We start from the raw sequence: 20,102 nt of genomic DNA on the forward strand, positions 1-20,102 counted from the left end.
ATACTCTGAACTATTATTTTAGTATGGTGGAGCTAAGCGGGATCGAACCGCTGACCTCCTGCGTGCAAGGCAGGCGCTCTCCCAGCTGAGCTATAGCCCCATACAAATTCGTTATCGCCGGTTTACCCTCACCAACTCACTTAACCGCCGGACAGTTCAACGCCAGCCACGCCGCGTTCGAAAAATACCAGGACAAGTCAATTTGGTAGGCCTGAGTGGACTTGAACCACCGACCTCACCCTTATCAGGGGTGCGCTCTAACCACCTGAGCTACAAGCCTGTTACGATAATTTACTCTGTTCTTTCATCAGACAATCTGTGTGAGCACTGCACTCAACTGCATCTCAGGTAAGGAGGTGATCCAACCGCAGGTTCCCCTACGGTTACCTTGTTACGACTTCACCCCAGTCATGAATCACAAAGTGGTCAGCGCCCTCCCTTAGGTTAAGCTACCGACTTCTTTTGCAACCCACTCCCATGGTGTGACGGGCGGTGTGTACAAGGCCCGGGAACGTATTCACCGTAGCATTCTGATCTACGATTACTAGCGATTCCGACTTCATGGAGTCGAGTTGCAGACTCCAATCCGGACTACGACAGACTTTATGTGTTCCGCTCACTCTCGCAAGCTCGCTTCACTTTGTATCCGCCATTGTAGCACGTGTGTAGCCCTACTCGTAAGGGCCATGATGACTTGACGTCATCCCCACCTTCCTCCGGTTTATCACCGGCAGTCTCCTTTGAGTTCCCGCCATCACGCGCTGGCAACAAAGGATAAGGGTTGCGCTCGTTGCGGGACTTAACCCAACATTTCACAACACGAGCTGACGACAGCCATGCAGCACCTGTCTCTCAGTTCCCTAAGGCACTTCGCTGTCTCCAGCAAATTCTGAGGATGTCAAGAGTAGGTAAGGTTCTTCGCGTTGCATCGAATTAAACCACATGCTCCACCGCTTGTGCGGGCCCCCGTCAATTCATTTGAGTTTTAACCTTGCGGCCGTACTCCCCAGGCGGTCGATTTAACGCGTTAGCTCCGGAAGCCACTCCTCTAGGGAACAACCTCCAAATCGACATCGTTTACAGCGTGGACTACCAGGGTATCTAATCCTGTTTGCTCCCCACGCTTTCGCACCTGAGCGTCAGTCTTCGTCCAGGGGGCCGCCTTCGCCACCGGTATTCCTCCACATCTCTACGCATTTCACCGCTACACATGGAATTCTACCCCCCTCTACGAGACTCCAGTCAACCAGTCTTAGATGCCGTTCCCAGGTTAAGCCCGGGGATTTCACATCTAACTTAATTGACCGCCTGCGTGCGCTTTACGCCCAGTCATTCCGATTAACGCTTGCACCCTCCGTATTACCGCGGCTGCTGGCACGGAGTTAGCCGGTGCTTCTTCTGCGGGTAACGTCAAAATACAACCCTGTTCAGGTTATACCCTTCCTCCCCGCTGAAAGTACTTTACAACCCGAAGGCCTTCTTCATACACGCGGCATGGCTGCATCAGGCTTGCGCCCATTGTGCAATATTCCCCACTGCTGCCTCCCGTAGGAGTCTGGGCCGTGTCTCAGTCCCAGTGTGGCTGGTCATCCTCTCAGACCAGCTAGGGATCGTCGCCTCGGTAGGCCATTACCCTACCGACTAGCTAATCCCATCTGGGTTCATCCGTGGGCGTGAGGCCTTTTCAGGTCCCCCACTTTGGTCTCGCGACATTATGCGGTATTAGCCACCGTTTCCAGTGGTTATCCCCCGCCCTCGGGCAGATCCCCAGACATTACTCACCCGTCCGCCGCTCGTCAGCGAAAGTGCACGCACTTTCCTGTTACCGCTCGACTTGCATGTGTTAGGCCTGCCGCCAGCGTTCAATCTGAGCCATGATCAAACTCTTCTATTAAAAGCTTGATGCTCAAAGAAACTGACTGTTCATTCGTAATGAATTCACTGTTGTTCACTCTTCAAGACTTTAAAACGTATTTTTTTGTGATACGGTCTTGTGAGTGCCCACACAGATTGTCTGATTAATTGTTAAAGAGCAGGCTGAAATAAAAATTGATATTCTCGTTCAGCCGGGCTGCGTATATTACGCTTTTCGCCCGCAGAGTCAAGCGCTTATTCACTTTACTCTGCCTGGCCTCACACGTTTTGTCAGCGTTGTGTCGGTCAGTGGTGGCGCATTATAGGGAGTTCTTCGGCGCTGGCAAGCGTTTATTTAAAAAAAGAATCTAACCGCTCGCCAATTAAGCAAAAACAGAGTTAAACTGCGATTCATTACGCAAAATGGCAAAAAAAGAGGCAGTTTCCTACCTCTTTAATATCTTTAGTTAAGTATAAAGTTATTGTTTTGCCACTATATGGCTATTTTCCACATCCAGAGTAACTGGTTTTCCTGGTAATAGCTGACCGGAAAGTATCTTTTGAGCTAATGGGTTTTCGATTTCCTGCTGAATAGCTCGTTTCAATGGTCGGGCACCATACACAGGATCGAACCCGGCTTCTCCTAGCATTTCCAACGCTTGCCGAGTAATAGTAACCTGATAGCCACGCTCTTCCAGACGTTTGTACAAACGTTGCAATTGAATATCTGCAATCGCTGACAAATGCCGACGTCCTAATGGATGGAACACAACAACCTCATCAATACGGTTAATAAACTCCGGTCTGAAATGATGGCTAACAGTTTCCATCACTATATCTTTCATTTCGCCATAATTTAGGCTACCAAAACGCTCTTGAATCATGTCCGAACCCAGATTAGAAGTCATGATCACAACCGTATTACGGAAATCGACAGTACGACCTTGCCCATCAGTCAATCGACCATCATCCAATACCTGCAACAAAATGTTAAATACATCTGGATGCGCTTTTTCCACCTCATCAAGCAAAATGACAGAGTAAGGCCGACGACGAACAGCCTCTGTCAGATAACCGCCTTCTTCGTAACCAACATATCCTGGGGGCGCTCCTACCAGCCGTGATACTGCATGCTTTTCCATAAATTCAGACATATCGATACGCACCATTGCATCATCGCTGTCAAACAGGAAATTAGCCAAAGCTTTGCATAACTCAGTTTTACCCACTCCGGTTGGGCCAAGGAACAAGAATGAACCAATCGGACGGTTTGGATCAGATAGTCCAGCCCGATTACGGCGAATCGCATTGGATACCGCATCTACCGCTTCATCCTGACCAATAACACGTTTGTGCAATTCTTGTTCCATACGCAGCAGCTTGTCTTTTTCACTCTCAAGCATTCTGGAAACAGGAATACCCGTCCAACGAGCAAGAATTTCAGCAATTTCCGCATCGGTCACTTTGTTACGGAGCAGTTTCATATGCCTATCTTCAGCTTGTGTGGCTGCGGCAAGCTGCTTTTCCAGTCCAGGGATTTTCCCATACTGAATTTCAGACATCTTCGCTAAATCACCACTACGACGAGCTTGTTCCAGACTGATACGGGTATTTTCCAGTTCTGCTTTTATATTCTGCGTACCAGTAAGTTCAGCTTTCTCAGCTTTCCATTCTTCTTCTAGTTCAGCATATTCACGTTCTTTCTCAATCAGCTCTTCATCAAGCATTTCAAGCCGTTTTTTGCTGGCATCATCAGATTCTTTTCTCAGTGCCTGCTGTTCCAGTTTTAATTGAATAACCCGACGTTCCAGACGGTCCAGTGTTTCAGGTTTTGAGTCCATTTGCATACGTAGACTAGCACCAGCTTCATCAATCAAGTCGATAGCTTTATCCGGCAACATACGATCTGAGATATAACGATGAGATAAGGTTGCTGCTGCAACAATCGCAGGGTCTGTAATCTGTACATGGTGATGTAACTCATAACGTTCTTTCAGACCACGTAAAATGGCGATGGTATCTTCTACTGAAGGTTCTGCAACATAGACTTTTTGGAAACGACGCTCCAGTGCCGCATCTTTTTCAATATATTGGCGATATTCATCCAATGTAGTTGCACCTACACAGTGAAGTTCACCACGGGCCAGAGCAGGTTTCAGCATGTTACCAGCATCCATTGCCCCCTCAGCTTTACCTGCACCAACCATAGTGTGCAATTCGTCAATAAACAGAATGATACTGCCTTCCTGTTTAAAAAGATCATTCAGCACACCTTTCAATCGCTCTTCGAATTCACCACGATATTTAGCACCTGCTAACAGTGCCCCCATATCCAGAGAAAGAACCCGCTTATTTTTCAGTCCTTCAGGAACTTCTCCATTAATAATTCGTTGAGCAAGTCCTTCGACAATGGCCGTTTTACCGACCCCAGGTTCACCAATCAAGACGGGGTTATTTTTGGTACGGCGTTGCAATACCTGAATAGTGCGGCGAATTTCTTCATCACGGCCAATCACCGGATCAAGTTTGCCTTGTTCAGCACGTTCAGTCAGATCAATGGTATATTTCTTAAGAGCTTGGCGTTGATCTTCCGCGCCCTGGTCATTAATTTTTTCACCACCACGCATTTGTTCTATTGCCTTAGTGATTTTTTCTTTTGTTGCTCCGACAGTTTTCAATATGTCGCTCAATGTACCACGCTCTTCCAGCGCGGCCTGAACAAATAATTCTGAGGAAATAAAATTATCCCCCGCTTTTTGTGCTAGTTTGTCGCACAGATTTAAATGACGAATTAAGTCATTAGATGGTTGTATATCACCACCAACACCCTGTACCTGCGGCAAACGCTCTAAAGCCTGTTCAAGCTGATTGCGGAAACGGCCTGCATCGATTCCAACTAACGTTAATAACGGACGAACAGAGCCACCTTCTTGTTTTAACAGTGAGCTCATCAAATGAATTGGTTCAATGAATTGATTATCATGCCCCAGCGCAAGGGACTGAGCGTCAGCGAGAGCAAGCTGGAATTTATTAGTAAGACGATCCAGACGCATAACACCTCCAATACTGATTTCAGAATTTTGCTACTGGAGATTAAATGAGGCCATTCCTCAAATATTCAAGGTGATTCTGAAAAGCAAATTGTGAGGCTTTCTCTTATGCGCCAGTGGATCGCCCTATGGGATAGGTTATATCAGCCAGATTAAAGTTGCCATACGTCCAGTGATCCCATCACGACGATAAGAGAAGAATTTCTCTTTATTACTGACAGTACACTCAATCCCGCCAAAAATCGCTTTTACACCAACAGATTGCAATTTTAATTTTGCCAGCAAATATATATCCGCTAAATATTTCTCACCAAAAGGCACAAAAGCTTTACTTAGATCAGAATTCTGTGCAATGAACGCGTCCATAACTTCACTGCCAACTTCAAATTCTTTCGCGCCAATTGCTGGCCCCAACCAGGCTTGAATCTGATCAGGCTTAGTTTTAAATTGAGCAACCGTATTTTCTAACACTCCAGCGCATAGACCACGCCAACCAGCATGAGCGGCTGCAACCTCATTACCAGCAGAACTGCAAAACAGTACAGGCAGGCAATCTGCTGTCATCACAGCGCAAACCTGCCCGGGAATGTTGGTGTAAACAGCATCGGCTTCATTATCTTTCACTGGCTGACCATCAAGCCTTACAACACGAGTGCCATGAACCTGTTCTAACCAAGCCGGCTGCTGAGGCAATTCAGCCACTTTAGCCAGAATATGTCTGTTTTGTTCAACAACACCAGGCTCATCGCCAACATGCTTACCAAGATTCAGACTATCATAAGGTGACAAACTGATTCCTCCCAAGCGGGTGGAGCTACAGGCTTTTACTGTCGTCGGTTGTGGCCAGTTTGGAAAAATAAACGACGTCATTTACCAATCCATTTCGTCTTTAAACGCTTCTGTATCTGCTTTTAATGCATTAATCAGAATAACCATATCTTCAGGTAAGTTAGCATGCCATTCCATTTCAATTCCGGTAATCGGATGATAAAGACGTAGCATTGTGGCGTGCAATGCCTGACGATCAAAGTTGCGCATCACATCGCGGAATTCATCGGAAGCGCCTTTCAAAGGACGAGGACGACCACCATACAGAGGATCTCCCACTAACGAGTGACTAATATGGGCCATGTGGACACGTATCTGATGCGTTCTACCTGTTTCTAAGCGCAAACGTAAACGGGTATGCGCCCTGAAATGCTCCATCACCCGATAGCGGGTAATAGCCGGTTTTCCCATCGGATGCACTGCCATATGTGTGCGTTTTGTCGGATGACGAGAAATGGGCTCTTCAACTATTCCACCAGCAGTCATACGACCTGTCGCTACAGCTTCATACTCACGGGTAATTTCGCGCAGTTGGAGTGATTCCACTAAACGAGTTTGAGCAGGAACAGTTTTGGCAATAACCATAAGCCCTGTCGTATCTTTATCAAGGCGATGAACAATGCCCGCCCGAGGAACATCGGCTATTTCAGGGTAACGATATAGCAGAGCATTTAATACCGTACCGTCTGGATTTCCCGCACCTGGATGAACGACTAAATTACGAGGCTTATTTATTACCAGAATATCATCATCTTCATAGACAATATCTAACGGAATATTCTGAGGTTCCCAACGTGCATCTTCCTCAATGATGGCATCAATTGAGATTTCTTCCCCTCCCAGTACTTTTTCTTTTGGCTTATTGATTAATTTGCCATTAACCTGAACTCTATCAGCCAAGATCCAATCTTTTATGCGTGATCTTGAATAATCAGGGAACAATTCGGCCAAAGCCTGATCTAAGCGTTGACCGAGCTGAGAATCGGCGACTGTTGTATTAAGTCGTATTTGTTGTGCCATATATTGTTTCTACACTTACGTTGAGTTTTGACGGCAGAGCCGTTTAATTTAATATAGTGTGCTATTGTAACTCGATCTTTTGCCGGGAGCTTCATGGATAGTCTCCCAGAAAAACACTCAGAGGATAATCAACACGTGATGATACGCATAAAACATCTGGTGGCAGCAGCCACATTGAGCCTGGTACTTGCCGGGTGCTCTGGTAGTAAGAATGCTGTTCCAGACAGCCCACCTTCGGAAATTTACTCCGAGGGTCAGGAAAAGCTGCAAAGCGGTAGCTATAAAGCTGCGATCTCGCAGTTGGAAACCCTCGATAACCGCTATCCATTTGGCCCTTATTCGCAGCAAGTACAACTTGATCTGATTTATGCTTATTATAAATCCTCTGACTTGGCAATGGCATTGGCTTCCATTGACCGCTTCATGCGCTTAAACCCAACTCACCCCAACATTGATTATGTTCTGTATATGCGCGGATTAACCTCACAAACATTGGATAACAGCGCACTGCAAAGTTTCTTCGGCATTGACCGCTCAGATCGTGACCCTGAGCATGCCAGAGCATCATTCAGGGATTTTAGCCAATTAGTACGTTATTATCCTAACAGTCTATATGCTGCCGATGCCAGTAAACGTTTAGTTTCCATCAAAGAGCGCCTAGCGAAATATGAACTTTCTGTTGTGGAATATTATAACAAACGTGGCGCTTATGTCGCGGTGGTAAATCGAACGGAACAAATGCTACAAGATTATCCTGATACGCAGTCAGCCCTGAAGGCACTACCTTATATGGAAAAGGCTTATGCGCATTTGGGTTTAACAGCACAGGCAGATAAAGTAGCAAAACTCATTGCTGCTAATCCAGCATAAAGAAGCAGACAAAATAAAACAGCAGTTCCGGCTGTTGTTTTATTTTTTACTTAATAAAAAACAAAAAAGGACCGTTTATCAAAAGGGTTAATAAAGACTCAACTTATCAATAATGTCTCATAAGTTTTCATCGCGCAATAGATATTCTTCGTATTTTTATCGCTAATCACAATTACTTCAACTACTTGCCACACATATGATTAAAAGTGATTTAGATCACTCTTTTCATGAAAAAGAAATGTATGCTGAAATTATTGAAGGTGGATAATCAATAATGAGAGGTAACTATATGATAGTGAATATTACCAGCAAACAAATGGAGATTACCCCGGCAATTCGCAACCACGTAGAAAACCGTCTGAGTAAACTGAATAAATGGCAAGTAAACCTGATAAATCCTCATATTATTCTATCAAAAGGCCCTCAGGTTTTTATGGCTGATGCAACCATAAGTATACCGAATGGTACGCTAGTTGCAGGTGCAAAGCATGAAGATATGTATGTTGCCATCAACGAATTGTTAGCAAAACTGGAACGTCAGTTAAATAAAGTACAACACAAAGGAGAAGCACGCCGTACTTATAACAGTGTTAAAGGATCAAATCTTGATCTAGAAACACAACAATAAAATAACTATGGCTTGTCTCTAACGCGTCCGATTTGGGCGCGTTTTTTATTGACAGAAACAACAACATAAGGTTAATTAGGGTACATTGTTTATACGGACTGTAAATATGATGAATACAAACCTGTTTTTCTTCTCCTTCTTTTTTACCTTCCCCTAAGGGGAGGCTTTCGTCCTTGAAGAAAGAACCAGAAGACGAACAGCAAGCCTCCCAATTGGGAGGCTTTTTTCTGTCCACTGCAAACATATTATTATCAGAATATGAATAACCAATTAGGAACTCATTATGGATCAAAGTAATTTGCTGAAAATACGGAAAAAAGTCAGCGAACTCGATTTAAAGTTACTGATTTTACTGGCAGAACGACGCCAATTAGCCTCTGATATCGCACAAACTAAATTACAGGATAATCGTCCCATCAGAGACAAAGATCGTGAACGGGAGCTATTGAATGTTCTAATCAAAAAAGGAAAAAGCCACGGGCTTGATGGCTTCTATATCACCCGCCTGTTTCAAATGATCATCGAAGATTCTGTACTCACTCAGCAAGCATTATTACAGCAACACCTCAATCAAACCCCCTACGATTCAGCTCGTATTGCGTTCCTTGGTCCTCGTGGTTCCTATTCTCATATCGCAGCCCGCCAATATGCAGCACGTCATTTTGATCAATTAGTTGAATGCAGTTGCCATAAGTTCCAAGATATCTTCCCCCTAGTTGAAACCGGACAGGCTGATTACGGCATATTACCCATTGAAAACACTAGTTCTGGCTCTATTAATGATGTTTATGACTTATTGCAACATACCAGTTTGTCAATTGTCGGAGAAATAACGATTCCTATTAATCATTGCCTGCTAGTTGCAAGAAATACAGAACTATCACAGATAAAAACGGTTTACAGTCACCCTCAACCATTCCAACAATGCAGTCAATATATTAATCAATTCCCGCATTGGAAAATTAAATATTGCGAAAGCACCGCCGCAGCTATGCAAAAAGTCGCTGAACAGAATTCACCAGAAATTGCAGCTTTAGGCAGTGAAGCCGGTGGTGCGCTTTATCAGTTACAAGTCCTGGAGCAAAATCTGGCAAATCAATCACATAATATTACCCGTTTTATTATTGTTGCCCGTCAACCCATTGAGGTTTCAGAACAGGTACCATCCAAAACAACATTTATTATGGCTACAGGGCAACAAGCAGGAGCGCTAGTAGATGCACTTATGGTGCTAAAAGAACATAATATCATTATGAGTAAACTGGAATCTCGCCCGATTAGCGGAAATCCGTGGGAAGAGATGTTTTATATTGATGTCCAGGCTAATATTCGTTCAATCAATATGCAACATGTCCTGAAAGCATTAGCGGAAATTACTCACTCATTAAAAGTATTGGGATGTTACCCAACAGAAAGTGTAGTTCCTGTCAGTCCATCCTGATTAAAAAGAACCGGATATTTCGATATCCGGTTCTTTTTAATTATTGACGACTATCATTCGCTTGTTGAAGCAATACTCTGCTCTCTTTCATAAAGTGAAACGCATAATCACCAAACCATTCACTAACATCTTTAAAACTGCTGATAAAAGCCTGTTTGTCTTGGCTTTCCAGTAACTCAAGCGCTTGCCCAAAACTTTGGTGATAACGGCGTATAAGATCAATATTCTCTGGTGATGACATAATAATATCAGCGTAAAGCTGAGGATCTTGCGCAAACAATCGCCCTACCATAATCAGTTCCAAGCGATAAATTGGTGACGATATTGATAGCAATTGTTGCAAATCAGTACTTTCCTGTGCGAGATGTTGCCCATAAGCGAACGTCGTGAAGTGACGTAATGCCTGGATAAAACTCATATTTTTATCATGCTGTCCAGCATCCATCTGATGCAGGCAAGCCCCCCAAATCAGCAACTGTTCCAAAAACCACTGATAAGCTTCCTCTTGGCGTCCATCACAGTAAACAACAACCTGTTTTGCCAAGCTGCCGACATCCGGCCCAAACATAGGATGTATCCCCAGTACTGGACCTTTATGCACATCAAGCATAGCCTGTAATGGTTTCTGTTTGATAGATGCCAAATCCACCAAAATACAATGATCGGGTAGTGGTGGTAAACGGCGAATAACCTCTTCTGTCAGATGAATAGGTACACTGATAATGACCATACCTGCACCAGTCAGAATCTGCTCTGCGTCAGGCCAATCTTGTGATTCCAGATTTTTGACTTCATAACCAGACAAAGTTAACAGCCGACCAAACAGTTTCCCCATTTTACCCAAACCACCAACAATGACTATCGACCCCAATTGAGGGCAAAGAGTTTTAAACCCTTTGTCATTCTCGCTGGTATAGGACTCCCGCATAATGCGACGCAGAATATCTTCAATTAAATCCGGTGGAACACCAAAATCTTCAGCCTCCTGCCGGCGTGAAGCAAGCATCGCAGTTTCTCTATCAGGCGCATAAATTGGCAACCCATTCTGGCTTTTTACCTCACCGACCTCTGCAACTAATTCCAGTCGCTTTGCCAGTAAACCCAGCAAAGCTTTATCCACTTCATCAATCTTGTCCCGTAATTGAGATAATTCAGCCACCATACTTATTACCCTGCTTTTTTCAGTATCGTAATTCTTTGCGACAATTGCGAACTGATTTGCTGATGCAAGTTTCTCAGAACCACTTCTGTAGTCTGCCAGCTAATACAAGCGTCAGTCACTGATACACCATATTTCATTTCACTACGAGGTTGCTCAGAAGATTGGTTACCTTCATTAATATGGCTCTCCAACATAATCCCTGTGATAGATTGGTTACCCGAAATAATCTGCTCTGCTACAGAATCTACAACCACGCTTTGGCAACGAAAATCTTTATTAGAGTTACCATGACTGCAATCAATCATCAAGGATGGCAATAATCCGGACTTCATCATCTGCTGTTCACATTCCATTACATGTTCGGCGCTGTAATTAGGTGTCTTACCCCCACGTAAAATAATGTGTCCATTCGGATTCCCTTGTGTTTGTAACAAACACACCTGCCCTGACTGATTTATTCCCATAAAACGATGTGGCATAGCGGCTGCACGCATCGCATTAATTGCTGTACTTAAGCCACCATCAGTCCCATTTTTGAAACCAACCGGCATAGACAAACCTGAAGCCATTTCCCGGTGTGTCTGAGATTCTGTCGTTCTTGCGCCAATTGCCGACCAACTAAACAAATCGCCTAAGTACTGTGGGCTATTCGGATCTAAAGCTTCTGTTGCAAGAGGTAATCCCATTTTAGCCAAGCTAATTAGTAAACGACGGGCAGTATGCAAACCAGCTTCCACATCAAATGAACCATCCATGAACGGATCATTAATAAGACCTTTCCAACCCACTGTTGTACGAGGTTTTTCAAAATAGACACGCATTACGATGTACAGGCTGTCACTTAATTCAGAAGAAAGTACGGCCAAACGATGAGCATAATCCAGAGCTGCATCCACATCATGAATAGAGCAAGGGCCACACACTACCAGCAAACGGGGATCACGACGCTGAATAATGTCAGCAATTATTTTACGTGCATTTGCAATAGCATGCAGATCATTACCACTGAGTGGATATTGTTGTTTTAATTCTTCCGGAGTTATAAGAATTTGTTCACTACTGATGTGAACATTATTAAGTGCATCTTTTTGTATGAACATTTCAGTTATCTCCTCAAATTGTCATTCTGTGTTAATTTATTTTTATGTATTTGACCAATAACATATCACGCATCGTAAAGAATACAATCCAAATGTGTAAATAAAATATAAATAGTGTAAATATTTATTTACAAAAATTAAATTTTAACCCGGATTATAAATATGTTCAGGTAATTATTAATAATGCAAAATTATCACAAACAAAAAACATTAGAAAAAATTATTACTTTCAAATAAAAATTAATATTAAACGCAAGAATTAATATTTTTTTATTATTGATTTTGTATATTTACATTTAAAATCATCAAGTAAAAACAAAATATTCATCTCGTTTTTATTATTGAAAATAAATAACATTAACAATCGAATTTTATATTTCATATAAATTATCTCAATTTATTTATATGAAATTAATGAATCATACCAATAAAATATTAAGTTATGTCAAACTTACTTTTCTCATTAATTAAGAAAATTTATGATAATACTACAGCCAGCGATATAATAGTTATATGCTTATTACCAGCAAACGTTATGTGTCACCAGTTCTTATATATGGGTTATATCCTGACGAAAATATTTATGTAGATCTTTACTAAACTCAATATTAAGGACCGGAAAATCCGGCCTTTTCATTAAAAGAATCGCTACAGAGCTTGTTGCAAAAAAGCGACCAATTCCTGATTAACTTTATGTGGTTGTTCCAAAGTGGAAATATGCCCCGCATCCTGAACGATAACATAATCACAGCGAAGTATTTCAGCCATCAAGTAACCTTCCAGAGGCGGACGAGGCATATCTTGCTCACCAGTGATAACAAGAGCTGGAATATCTAATTTTTCCAACAAATGAGTTCTATCTTCACGCCCAAAAATCATTCGCCCTAACGGCACAATACTATTACACAATACTTCCGCAGGAATTGTTGCCAAACGTTGAATTAACTCATCAACCAAATTCTGCGCTGGTTGCTGACTGAAAAAGATTGGCACTATCTGCTGTAAGAGAGATTGCGGAATAGCACCAGCCTGCTCTATCACATCCAACATAGCAAAGTATTTTTTATGAGTAACTTCAGGCTCTAACCCCACAAAGGTATCCATCAGAACCAATGCCTTAACTCTGTCCGGTACCATCGCGGCTAATTCAGTCCCCCACATACCACCAGCCGATAAACCAATTACAGCAAATTCTTTAATTCCAAGTTGGTCCATTAACGCCAAGTAATCTCTCGCCAAATCGGCCAACGTTCTATGTTGTTCTGGTAATTCCGCCGAACTTCCGTGTCCCCACAGATCGGGTACGATTACTCTGTATTTTTTACTTAAAACTTCGATTTGTGGTGCCCACATATCAGAGTTAAACAAATAACTGTGCCCCAGTAATAACGGAAAACCTTCTCCTTCATCTCGGTAAGCCATTATTTTATTATGTAGTTTAATAGTTTTCAAAAGAAATCCTTATTTTAGTTAGTTACGTATGAAATCATTTTAAAATACCCAAGATAATTTTCTTTAAGATTATTACTGTCAGATAATAAGATATTACCGAGCAATTCATTGATGAATTAAAAATATAAAAAAAGAGGCCAGCAATTGCTGGCCTCTTCAACGATAACTTTCGGATGTAACGAAAGCGTATTATTTGCTGTTCAGACGCTCTTTAATACGAGCAGCTTTACCAGAACGCTCACGCAGATAGTACAATTTAGCTCTACGAACAGCACCACGACGTTTAACGCTAATGCTGTCTACGACTGGGGAGTGAGTTTGGAATACACGCTCAACACCTTCGCCGTTAGAAATCTTGCGAACAGTGAATGCAGAGTGCAGACCGCGGTTACGGATAGCGATAACCACGCCCTCGAATGCCTGCAGACGTTTCTTAGAACCTTCTACGACCCATACCTTAACTTCCACGGTGTCACCCGGACGGAATGAAGGTATGTCTTGCTTCATCTGCTCTTGTTCAAGTTGTTTAATAATGTTGCTCATAATAATTCTCTTACCCTAGGTAAACTGATATATCAAAGACATTCATTCCCTTCAGGGAATATGTCTGGATTAATTCGTTGCTTCAGTTAGATGTTCCCGTTGGAACTCTGCTAGCAATATCCTTTGCTCGTCAGTCAGAGCTAGGTTTTCCAGAAGTTCAGGTCTTCTAAGCCAGGTCCGGCCAAGCGATTGTTTCATACGCCAGCGATTAATTTCAGCATGATTCCCCGATAACAGAACGGGTGGAACGTCCATGCCATCTAATACCTCCGGGCGGGTATAGTGTGGACAATCCAACAATCCATCAGCAAAAGAGTCTTCCTCAGCCGATGCCTGATGCCCCAGAACTCCCGGAATGAACCGGGAAACAGAGTCAATCATGGTCATTGCAGGAATTTCACCACCACTGAGCACGTAATCACCGATAGACCATTCTTCGTCAATCTCAGTTTGAATAACCCGCTCATCTATCCCTTCATAGCGGCCACAAATCAGAATCAGTTTCTCATTTGTTGCCAGCTCACAAACGCCTTGTTGATTGAGTTTGCGCCCCTGAGGTGAAAGATAAATCACCTTTGCACCTTCGCCTGCCGCAGTTTTTGCTGCATGAATAGCTTCCCGTAAAGGCTGAACCATCATCAACATGCCTGGACCACCGCCGTAAGGTCGATCGTCAACAGTACGATGCCGGTCGTAGGTAAAATCCCGTGGATTCCAGCATTCAATACTTAACAGGCCATTCTTTACTGCCCGGCCAGTTACCCCATAATCGGTTATTGCGCGGAACATTTCAGGAAACAGGCTAATAACCCCAATCCACATTACAGCGTCCCACTCATTTAAACCGTTTATAACCGGAGTTTAAAAACCAGGATCCCAATCTACTTCAATAGTTTGAGTAGCGAGATCGACTTTCTTGATAACCTGCCCATCAAGAAACGGAATCAACCGTTCCTTGACACCGAATGCATCTTTCAGGTTTGCTTTAACTACCATTACATCATTAGAACCGGTTTCCATCATGTCATTGACAGTACCCAGGCTATAACCTGTTGTGCTTACTACCTGGCAACCCATCAGGTCTTTCCAGTAGTAATCACCCACATCCAGTTCCGGTAGTTGCGCTGAATCTACGGTAATTTCGCAATTAATCAGTAAATTCGCTGCATCTCGATCATCAATACCTTTAATTTTGACGATCATATCCTGATTGTGGTGTTTCCAGGCTTCCAGTTCGATGTGTTGCCACCGACCTGCCCGTTGGATAAACCACGGTTGATACTCAAAAATGTCTTCGGCATGTTCGGTGGAAGAAAAAACTCTGAGCCAACCACGAATACCATAAGTTGAACCCAGTTTTCCCAATACGATTGGACTCACAGGAAGTTCAAGGCTGGTTTGCTTGCTCATAGTTACCACCGCGACAGATTAAGCTGCTTTTTTAGCGTCTTTGATCAGTGAAGAAACACGATCAGACACAGTTGCACCCAGACCCATCCAATGTTCAATGCGGTCCAGATCTAAACGCAGTACTTCTGCTTTCCCTGTTGCGATAGGGTTGAAGAAGCCAACGCGCTCAATAAAGCGACCATCACGCGGGTTGCGACTATCGGTCACGACTACTTGATAAAACGGACGCTTTTTTGCGCCGCCACGAGCTAAACGAATTGTTACCATAACATCCTCATTAGTTAACAAAACAACCAAACTCCATCGAGGAATGAAGTCCAACTGTCAGATAAAAAGCCCGAAAAGTTTACTCACTTTGGCGCAAAAAGCAATCCAAAGTGGATATTCTTCGAGACTTTATCAATTAACGGCCCATAAATCCGGGTGGCATCATGCCTTTCATGCCACGCATCATTTTCGCCAGACCGCCTTTCTTCATTTTCTTCATCATGCGCTGCATTTCGTCGAATTGTTTAAGCAGGCGGTTAACATCCTGAACCTGGGTACCGGAACCACTGGCAATACGGCGTTTACGGGAACCTTTGATAATTTCTGGTTTTTCCCGCTCTTTACGCGTCATGGAATTTATAATAGCTTCCATTTTCACCAGCACTTTATCATCCATCTGGGATTTTACTGCATCAGGCACCTGAGACATTCCCGGCATTTTGCTTAACATGCTCGCCATACCGCCCATATTGCGCATCTGCTTAAGCTGGTCCAGAAAGTCATTTAAATCGAAGCCGTCACCTTTTTTTAACTTAGAAGCCAGCTTTTCCGCTTGGGTACGATCAACTTTACTTTCAATCTCTTCAATCAGGGAAAGAACATCTCCCATCCCAAGAATTCGAGAGGCAATACGATCCGGGTGGAAAGGTTCCAGTGCATCAGTTTTTTCACCAACACCCAGAAATTTGATTGGCTTTCCCGTAATATGGCGAATAGACAGAGCAGCACCGCCACGAGCGTCACCATCGACTTTAGTCAACACCACACCCGTCAGTGGCAATGCTTCATTGAACGCTTTTGCTGTATTCGCGGCATCCTGCCCCGTCATAGCATCAACAACAAACAAGGTTTCCACTGGATTAATGGCTTCATGAACCTGTTTGATTTCATCCATCATGGCTTCGTCAACATGCAGACGACCAGCAGTATCCACCAACAGCACATCATAAAATTTCAGCTTAGCGTGCTGTACAGCTTTAGTCACGATATCGACCGGTTTTTCCTGAGCATCAGAAGGGTAGAAATCAATACCGACTGCCTGCGCCAACGTTTCAAGCTGTTTGATCGCGGCCGGACGATAGACGTCAGCAGATACCACTAAAACTTTTTTCTTTTGTTTTCCTTTCAGAAAATTACCCAGTTTAGCCACGCTGGTCGTTTTACCTGCACCTTGCAAACCTGCCATCAATACGACAGCCGGAGGCTGAGTGGAAAGATTCAGTTCACTGTTAACTTCCCCCATCGCCTTAACCAGTTCATTCTGAACAATTTTGACAAATTCCTGTCCGGGGGTAAGGCTTTTGTTAACTTCGTGACCTACCGCGCTCTCTTTCACGCACGAAATAAAGTCACGCACTACAGGCAATGCGACGTCAGCCTCAAGTAAAGCCATGCGAACTTCGCGCAGTGTCTCTTTAATATTGTCTTCAGTCAGTCGCCCACGGCCACTGATATTGCGCAATGTGCGCGATAGTCTGTCGGTTAAATTATCAAACATTGTCTCTGCTCAATTTTTAAAAATGGGCTACCTGTAAGCGTATTATGAAAATTATAACACGATGATAAAGGGATCTCTGCACAGAGATTCGCACGGATGATTAACAACGGTTGGAGGCTACCCTTGCTGGCGCTATACTTAAGCTTTAATTCACCTGAAATTATCGCTAAAACGACTAACGCTATGCCAGTATTCTCTATAATTGCTTTATTCGCTTATTTACTCAGCTTGGTACTGATTATTCCTAGCTTACTGCGAAAACCGAATGGATACCGCAGGCTGGCATTGCTTTCAGCGATTGTCGCTTTAATTTGTCATGCCATTGCGCTTAAATACAAGATCTTTCACGTCAGCAGTGGGCAAAACCTCACACTCTTGAACCTGGGTTCTCTTGTCAGCTTACTTATTTGTATCATAATGACAATTGTCGCTTCCCATGGCCGGGCCTGGTTTCTACTGCCGATTGTCTATAGTTTTGCCATGATAAATCTGGCATTAGCCAGCCTTATGCCCGGTGAATTCATTACTCACCTGGAAGCCAACCTTGAATTATCTATTCATATTGGCTTGGCTCTGCTCGGCTATGCGACTTTGCTTATCGCGGCACTGTATGCTTTACAGCTTGGGTGGCTGGATCATCAGCTTAAAAATAAAAAACTGACTTTTACTTCGAATATGCCCCCACTGATGTTCATCGAACGTAAAATGTTTCATATCACTCAGGTTGGCGTAATATTACTGACTCTGACACTCTGTACCGGCATCCTCTATATGGATAATATTTTCAGTAAGGAAAATATCCATAAAGCAGTTCTGTCTATCATCGCGTGGTTTGTCTACATTGTTTTATTATGGGGCCACTACCATGATGGATGGCGTGGTAAACGAGTTATCTGGTTTAATCTGATTGGTGCATTTACCCTGACGCTTGCCTATTTTGGCAATCGATTATTGCAAGAAATCATGATTTATTAAAAACACGATGTCCAATCAGCATCAATATTTGGAAGGAATTCTGCCTTGGAGCATGTCTCAACAAGCACATTAATTATTATTTTAGTCATTATGCTTCTCGTTTCAGCGTACTTCTCCGCTTCTGAAACCGGTATGATGACACTGAATCGCTACCGCTTACGTCATCTGGCGAAGCAAGGAAACCGCTCTGCACGCAGAGTTGAAGCATTGCTTCGTCATCCTGACCGGCTCATAAGCCTGATTCTTATCGGCAACAATTTGGTTAATATTCTAGCCTCAGCACTCGCTACCATTATTGGTATGCGCCTTTATGGTGATACTGGGGTCGCTATCGCAACAGGTGTTCTGACCTTTACCGTGCTGATATTTTCTGAAGTTATGCCAAAGACTATAGCCGCCCTCTATCCTGAAAAAATCGCTTTTCCGAGCAGTTTCCTGCTGCGCCCATTACAAAAAATCATGATGCCGTTAGTTTGGCTGCTAAATAGAATTACCTTATTGTTAATGCGCTGCCTTGGCATCAAACACACTACTGGTCACAGTGATGCAATTAGTAAAGATGAATTACGCACTATTGTGAATGAATCAAATGCCAAGCTATCACGGCAAAATCAGGATATGCTGATTTCAATTTTAGACTTGGAAAAAGTCACCATCGGCGACATTATGGTTCCCCGTAATGAAATTGTTGGTATTGATATTAATGATGACTGGAAATCCATCATACGTCAGTTAACTCATTCACCTCATGGCCGGATCGTGCTTTATCGTGATTCACTTGATGATGCTATTGGTATGCTCCGTGTACGTGAAGCTTATCGACTGATGACGGAAAAAAAAGAGTTCACCAAAAGAAACCTAATTAAAGCAGCGGATAAAATTTACTATATTCCGATCAGCGCTCCACTTAATGTTCAATTGGTAAACTTCCAACGCAATAAAGAGAAAGCCGGGCTTATCGTTGATGAATACGGTGATATTCAGGGATTGGTGGCTGTTGAAGATATCCTCGAAGAGATTGTCGGTGATTTTACAACATCAATGTCTCCATCTCTGGCTGAAGAAGTTTCCCCCCAAAGCGACGGTACTATTTTAGTTGATGGGACAGCCAACATCCGCGAATTAAATAAAGCTTTTGACTGGGCGTTACCTGTTGATGGACCACGAACTGTTAATGGTATGGTGCTTGAAGAGTTAGGAGAAATGCCTGCACTGAATGTACAAGTGCAAATTGGCAAATATAATTTTGAAGTGCTTTCTGTGAACGATAATGTCATTAAACAAGTTCGAGTCACGCCCGTTAACCAACTTGCTGGACAAAAAGCACAAACAGCTTAAATGATCACTTAAAATCCATACCGTTGGAGGTATGTGCTACACCCCCCAACGGTATATTCCTGCTAACATCTCATCGAAAAAATCCGAAATATCATCGCTGTTATAAACTATACATGCAATTCTGTTAGCTTTTCTTCTGGCAATGCCAGTTCATCATTCTTATTAACACGAACATCTGAATCAAGAATATGGCGGGCAATATCCTGAGCCTCTGTCAGTGAATGCATGTGATAAGTACCGCACTGATAAATATTTAGCTCTGGGATCTGACTCTGATCTTTCACTTTCAATACATCGGCCATTGCAGCTTTCCACGCTTCAGCTACACGTATTTCTGCTGGCGCACCAATCAGGCTCATATAAAAACCAGTTCGGCATCCCATTGGCGATATATCAACAATTTCAACACCATCACCATTGAGGTGGTTACGCATAAAACCAGCAAACAAATGCTCAAGTGTATGAATACCCTTCTCAAGCATAACCTCTTTATTTGGCACACAGAAGCGTAAATCAAAAACTGTGATGGTGTCACCATGAGGCGTTTTCATGGTCTTAGCAACTCTTACAGCTGGTGCAGCCATACGGGTATGGTCAACAGTAAAACTATCTAGTAAAGGCATTTCTTCATCTCCACAAAAAATTCAGATTTTTTTACAAGCAAAT

At 43.1% G+C, this 20,102-nt stretch carries 17 protein-coding genes, 2 tRNA genes, 1 rRNA gene and 1 other annotated feature; of the genes, 5 read left to right on the plus strand and 15 right to left on the minus strand.

From position 1 onward, the window contains the following. Window positions 1–24: 24 nt before the first annotated feature. From ACUN2T_RS20030 to rluD, 6 genes are all read right to left on the minus strand, one after another. A tRNA-Ala gene (locus ACUN2T_RS20030) sits at window positions 25–100 on the minus strand. A 103-nt stretch (window positions 101–203) separates the two neighbouring features. Beyond that, window positions 204–280: transfer RNA gene (locus ACUN2T_RS20035), tRNA-Ile, on the minus strand. 69 nt (window positions 281–349) lie between these two features. Next, window positions 350–1,894, minus strand: a 16S ribosomal RNA gene (locus ACUN2T_RS20040). A 439-nt stretch (window positions 1,895–2,333) separates the two neighbouring features. Further along, window positions 2,334–4,907 carry an ATP-dependent chaperone ClpB gene (clpB, locus tag ACUN2T_RS20045; protein WP_445494687.1) on the minus strand — a complete coding sequence of 858 codons (2,574 nt, stop codon included), beginning with the start codon at window positions 4,905–4,907 and terminating at the stop codon, window positions 2,334–2,336. 135 nt (window positions 4,908–5,042) lie between these two features. Next, window positions 5,043–5,774, minus strand: a complete 732-nt coding sequence (gene yfiH, locus ACUN2T_RS20050) for a purine nucleoside phosphorylase YfiH (protein ID WP_445494688.1) — start codon at window positions 5,772–5,774, stop codon at window positions 5,043–5,045. Further along, window positions 5,775–6,752 carry a 23S rRNA pseudouridine(1911/1915/1917) synthase RluD gene (gene rluD / locus ACUN2T_RS20055; protein ID WP_445494689.1) on the minus strand — a complete coding sequence of 326 codons (978 nt, stop codon included), beginning with the start codon at window positions 6,750–6,752 and terminating at the stop codon, window positions 5,775–5,777. It lies immediately after the preceding gene. Between the two features lie 138 nt (window positions 6,753–6,890). On the opposite strand from rluD, the gene bamD reads away from it, so the two are divergent. From bamD to pheA, 3 genes are all read left to right on the plus strand, one after another. Further along, window positions 6,891–7,622, plus strand: coding sequence for an outer membrane protein assembly factor BamD (gene bamD, locus ACUN2T_RS20060; protein WP_445497936.1), 732 nt, complete (start codon window positions 6,891–6,893; stop codon window positions 7,620–7,622). Window positions 7,623–7,911: 289 nt separating this feature from the next. Beyond that, on the plus strand, window positions 7,912–8,250 hold the full coding sequence (gene raiA / locus ACUN2T_RS20065) for a ribosome-associated translation inhibitor RaiA (protein WP_445497937.1): 339 nt from the start codon (window positions 7,912–7,914) through the stop codon (window positions 8,248–8,250). A gap of 108 nt (window positions 8,251–8,358) precedes the next feature. Further along, window positions 8,359–8,479: a sequence feature (Phe leader region), on the plus strand. A 54-nt stretch (window positions 8,480–8,533) separates the two neighbouring features. Further along, entirely contained in the window at window positions 8,534–9,691 is a 1,158-nt protein-coding gene (pheA, locus tag ACUN2T_RS20070) for a bifunctional chorismate mutase/prephenate dehydratase (protein WP_445494690.1), read from the plus strand. 40 nt (window positions 9,692–9,731) lie between these two features. On the opposite strand, the gene tyrA is transcribed toward pheA, so the two are convergent. The 8 genes from tyrA to ffh form a co-directional block, all read right to left on the minus strand. Next, the gene (gene tyrA / locus ACUN2T_RS20075; protein ID WP_445494691.1) at window positions 9,732–10,853 is read right to left on the minus strand and encodes a bifunctional chorismate mutase/prephenate dehydrogenase; all 1,122 of its coding nucleotides are present in this window, start codon (window positions 10,851–10,853) and stop codon (window positions 9,732–9,734) included. Between the two features lie 5 nt (window positions 10,854–10,858). After that, window positions 10,859–11,953 carry a 3-deoxy-7-phosphoheptulonate synthase gene (locus ACUN2T_RS20080; protein ID WP_445494692.1) on the minus strand — a complete coding sequence of 365 codons (1,095 nt, stop codon included), beginning with the start codon at window positions 11,951–11,953 and terminating at the stop codon, window positions 10,859–10,861. Window positions 11,954–12,601: 648 nt separating this feature from the next. Then, a complete protein-coding gene (locus ACUN2T_RS20085) occupies window positions 12,602–13,405 on the minus strand; it encodes an alpha/beta fold hydrolase (RefSeq protein ID WP_445494693.1) in 804 nt (267 codons plus the stop codon). 189 nt (window positions 13,406–13,594) lie between these two features. After that, on the minus strand, window positions 13,595–13,948 hold the full coding sequence (gene rplS, locus ACUN2T_RS20090; RefSeq protein WP_445494694.1) for a 50S ribosomal protein L19: 354 nt from the start codon (window positions 13,946–13,948) through the stop codon (window positions 13,595–13,597). Window positions 13,949–14,017: 69 nt separating this feature from the next. Then, window positions 14,018–14,770 carry a tRNA (guanosine(37)-N1)-methyltransferase TrmD gene (trmD, locus tag ACUN2T_RS20095; protein WP_445494695.1) on the minus strand — a complete coding sequence of 251 codons (753 nt, stop codon included), beginning with the start codon at window positions 14,768–14,770 and terminating at the stop codon, window positions 14,018–14,020. 39 nt (window positions 14,771–14,809) lie between these two features. Next, window positions 14,810–15,358 (minus strand): ribosome maturation factor RimM, encoded by a 549-nt coding sequence (gene rimM / locus ACUN2T_RS20100; RefSeq protein ID WP_445494696.1) that lies wholly within the window; start codon window positions 15,356–15,358, stop codon window positions 14,810–14,812. Between the two features lie 18 nt (window positions 15,359–15,376). Continuing rightward, complete coding sequence (rpsP, locus tag ACUN2T_RS20105; RefSeq protein ID WP_445494697.1) at window positions 15,377–15,625, minus strand: 30S ribosomal protein S16; 249 nt, start codon at window positions 15,623–15,625, stop codon at window positions 15,377–15,379. 136 nt (window positions 15,626–15,761) lie between these two features. Then, window positions 15,762–17,123: a signal recognition particle protein gene (gene ffh / locus ACUN2T_RS20110; protein ID WP_046973686.1), complete on the minus strand. Its 1,362-nt coding sequence runs from the start codon at window positions 17,121–17,123 to the stop codon at window positions 15,762–15,764. A gap of 183 nt (window positions 17,124–17,306) precedes the next feature. Here ffh and ACUN2T_RS20115 point away from each other — a divergent pair, with 183 nt between their 5' ends. Further along, complete coding sequence (locus ACUN2T_RS20115; protein ID WP_445497938.1) at window positions 17,307–18,098, plus strand: cytochrome C assembly family protein; 792 nt, start codon at window positions 17,307–17,309, stop codon at window positions 18,096–18,098. 45 nt (window positions 18,099–18,143) lie between these two features. After that, entirely contained in the window at window positions 18,144–19,436 is a 1,293-nt protein-coding gene (locus tag ACUN2T_RS20120; RefSeq protein ID WP_445494698.1) for an HlyC/CorC family transporter, read from the plus strand. A gap of 107 nt (window positions 19,437–19,543) precedes the next feature. On the opposite strand, the gene luxS is transcribed toward ACUN2T_RS20120, so the two are convergent. Next, window positions 19,544–20,059 (minus strand): S-ribosylhomocysteine lyase, encoded by a 516-nt coding sequence (gene luxS, locus ACUN2T_RS20125; RefSeq protein ID WP_445494699.1) that lies wholly within the window; start codon window positions 20,057–20,059, stop codon window positions 19,544–19,546. Window positions 20,060–20,102 lie beyond the last annotated feature (43 nt).

It is taken from the genome of Photorhabdus machadonis, from assembly GCF_052657765.1.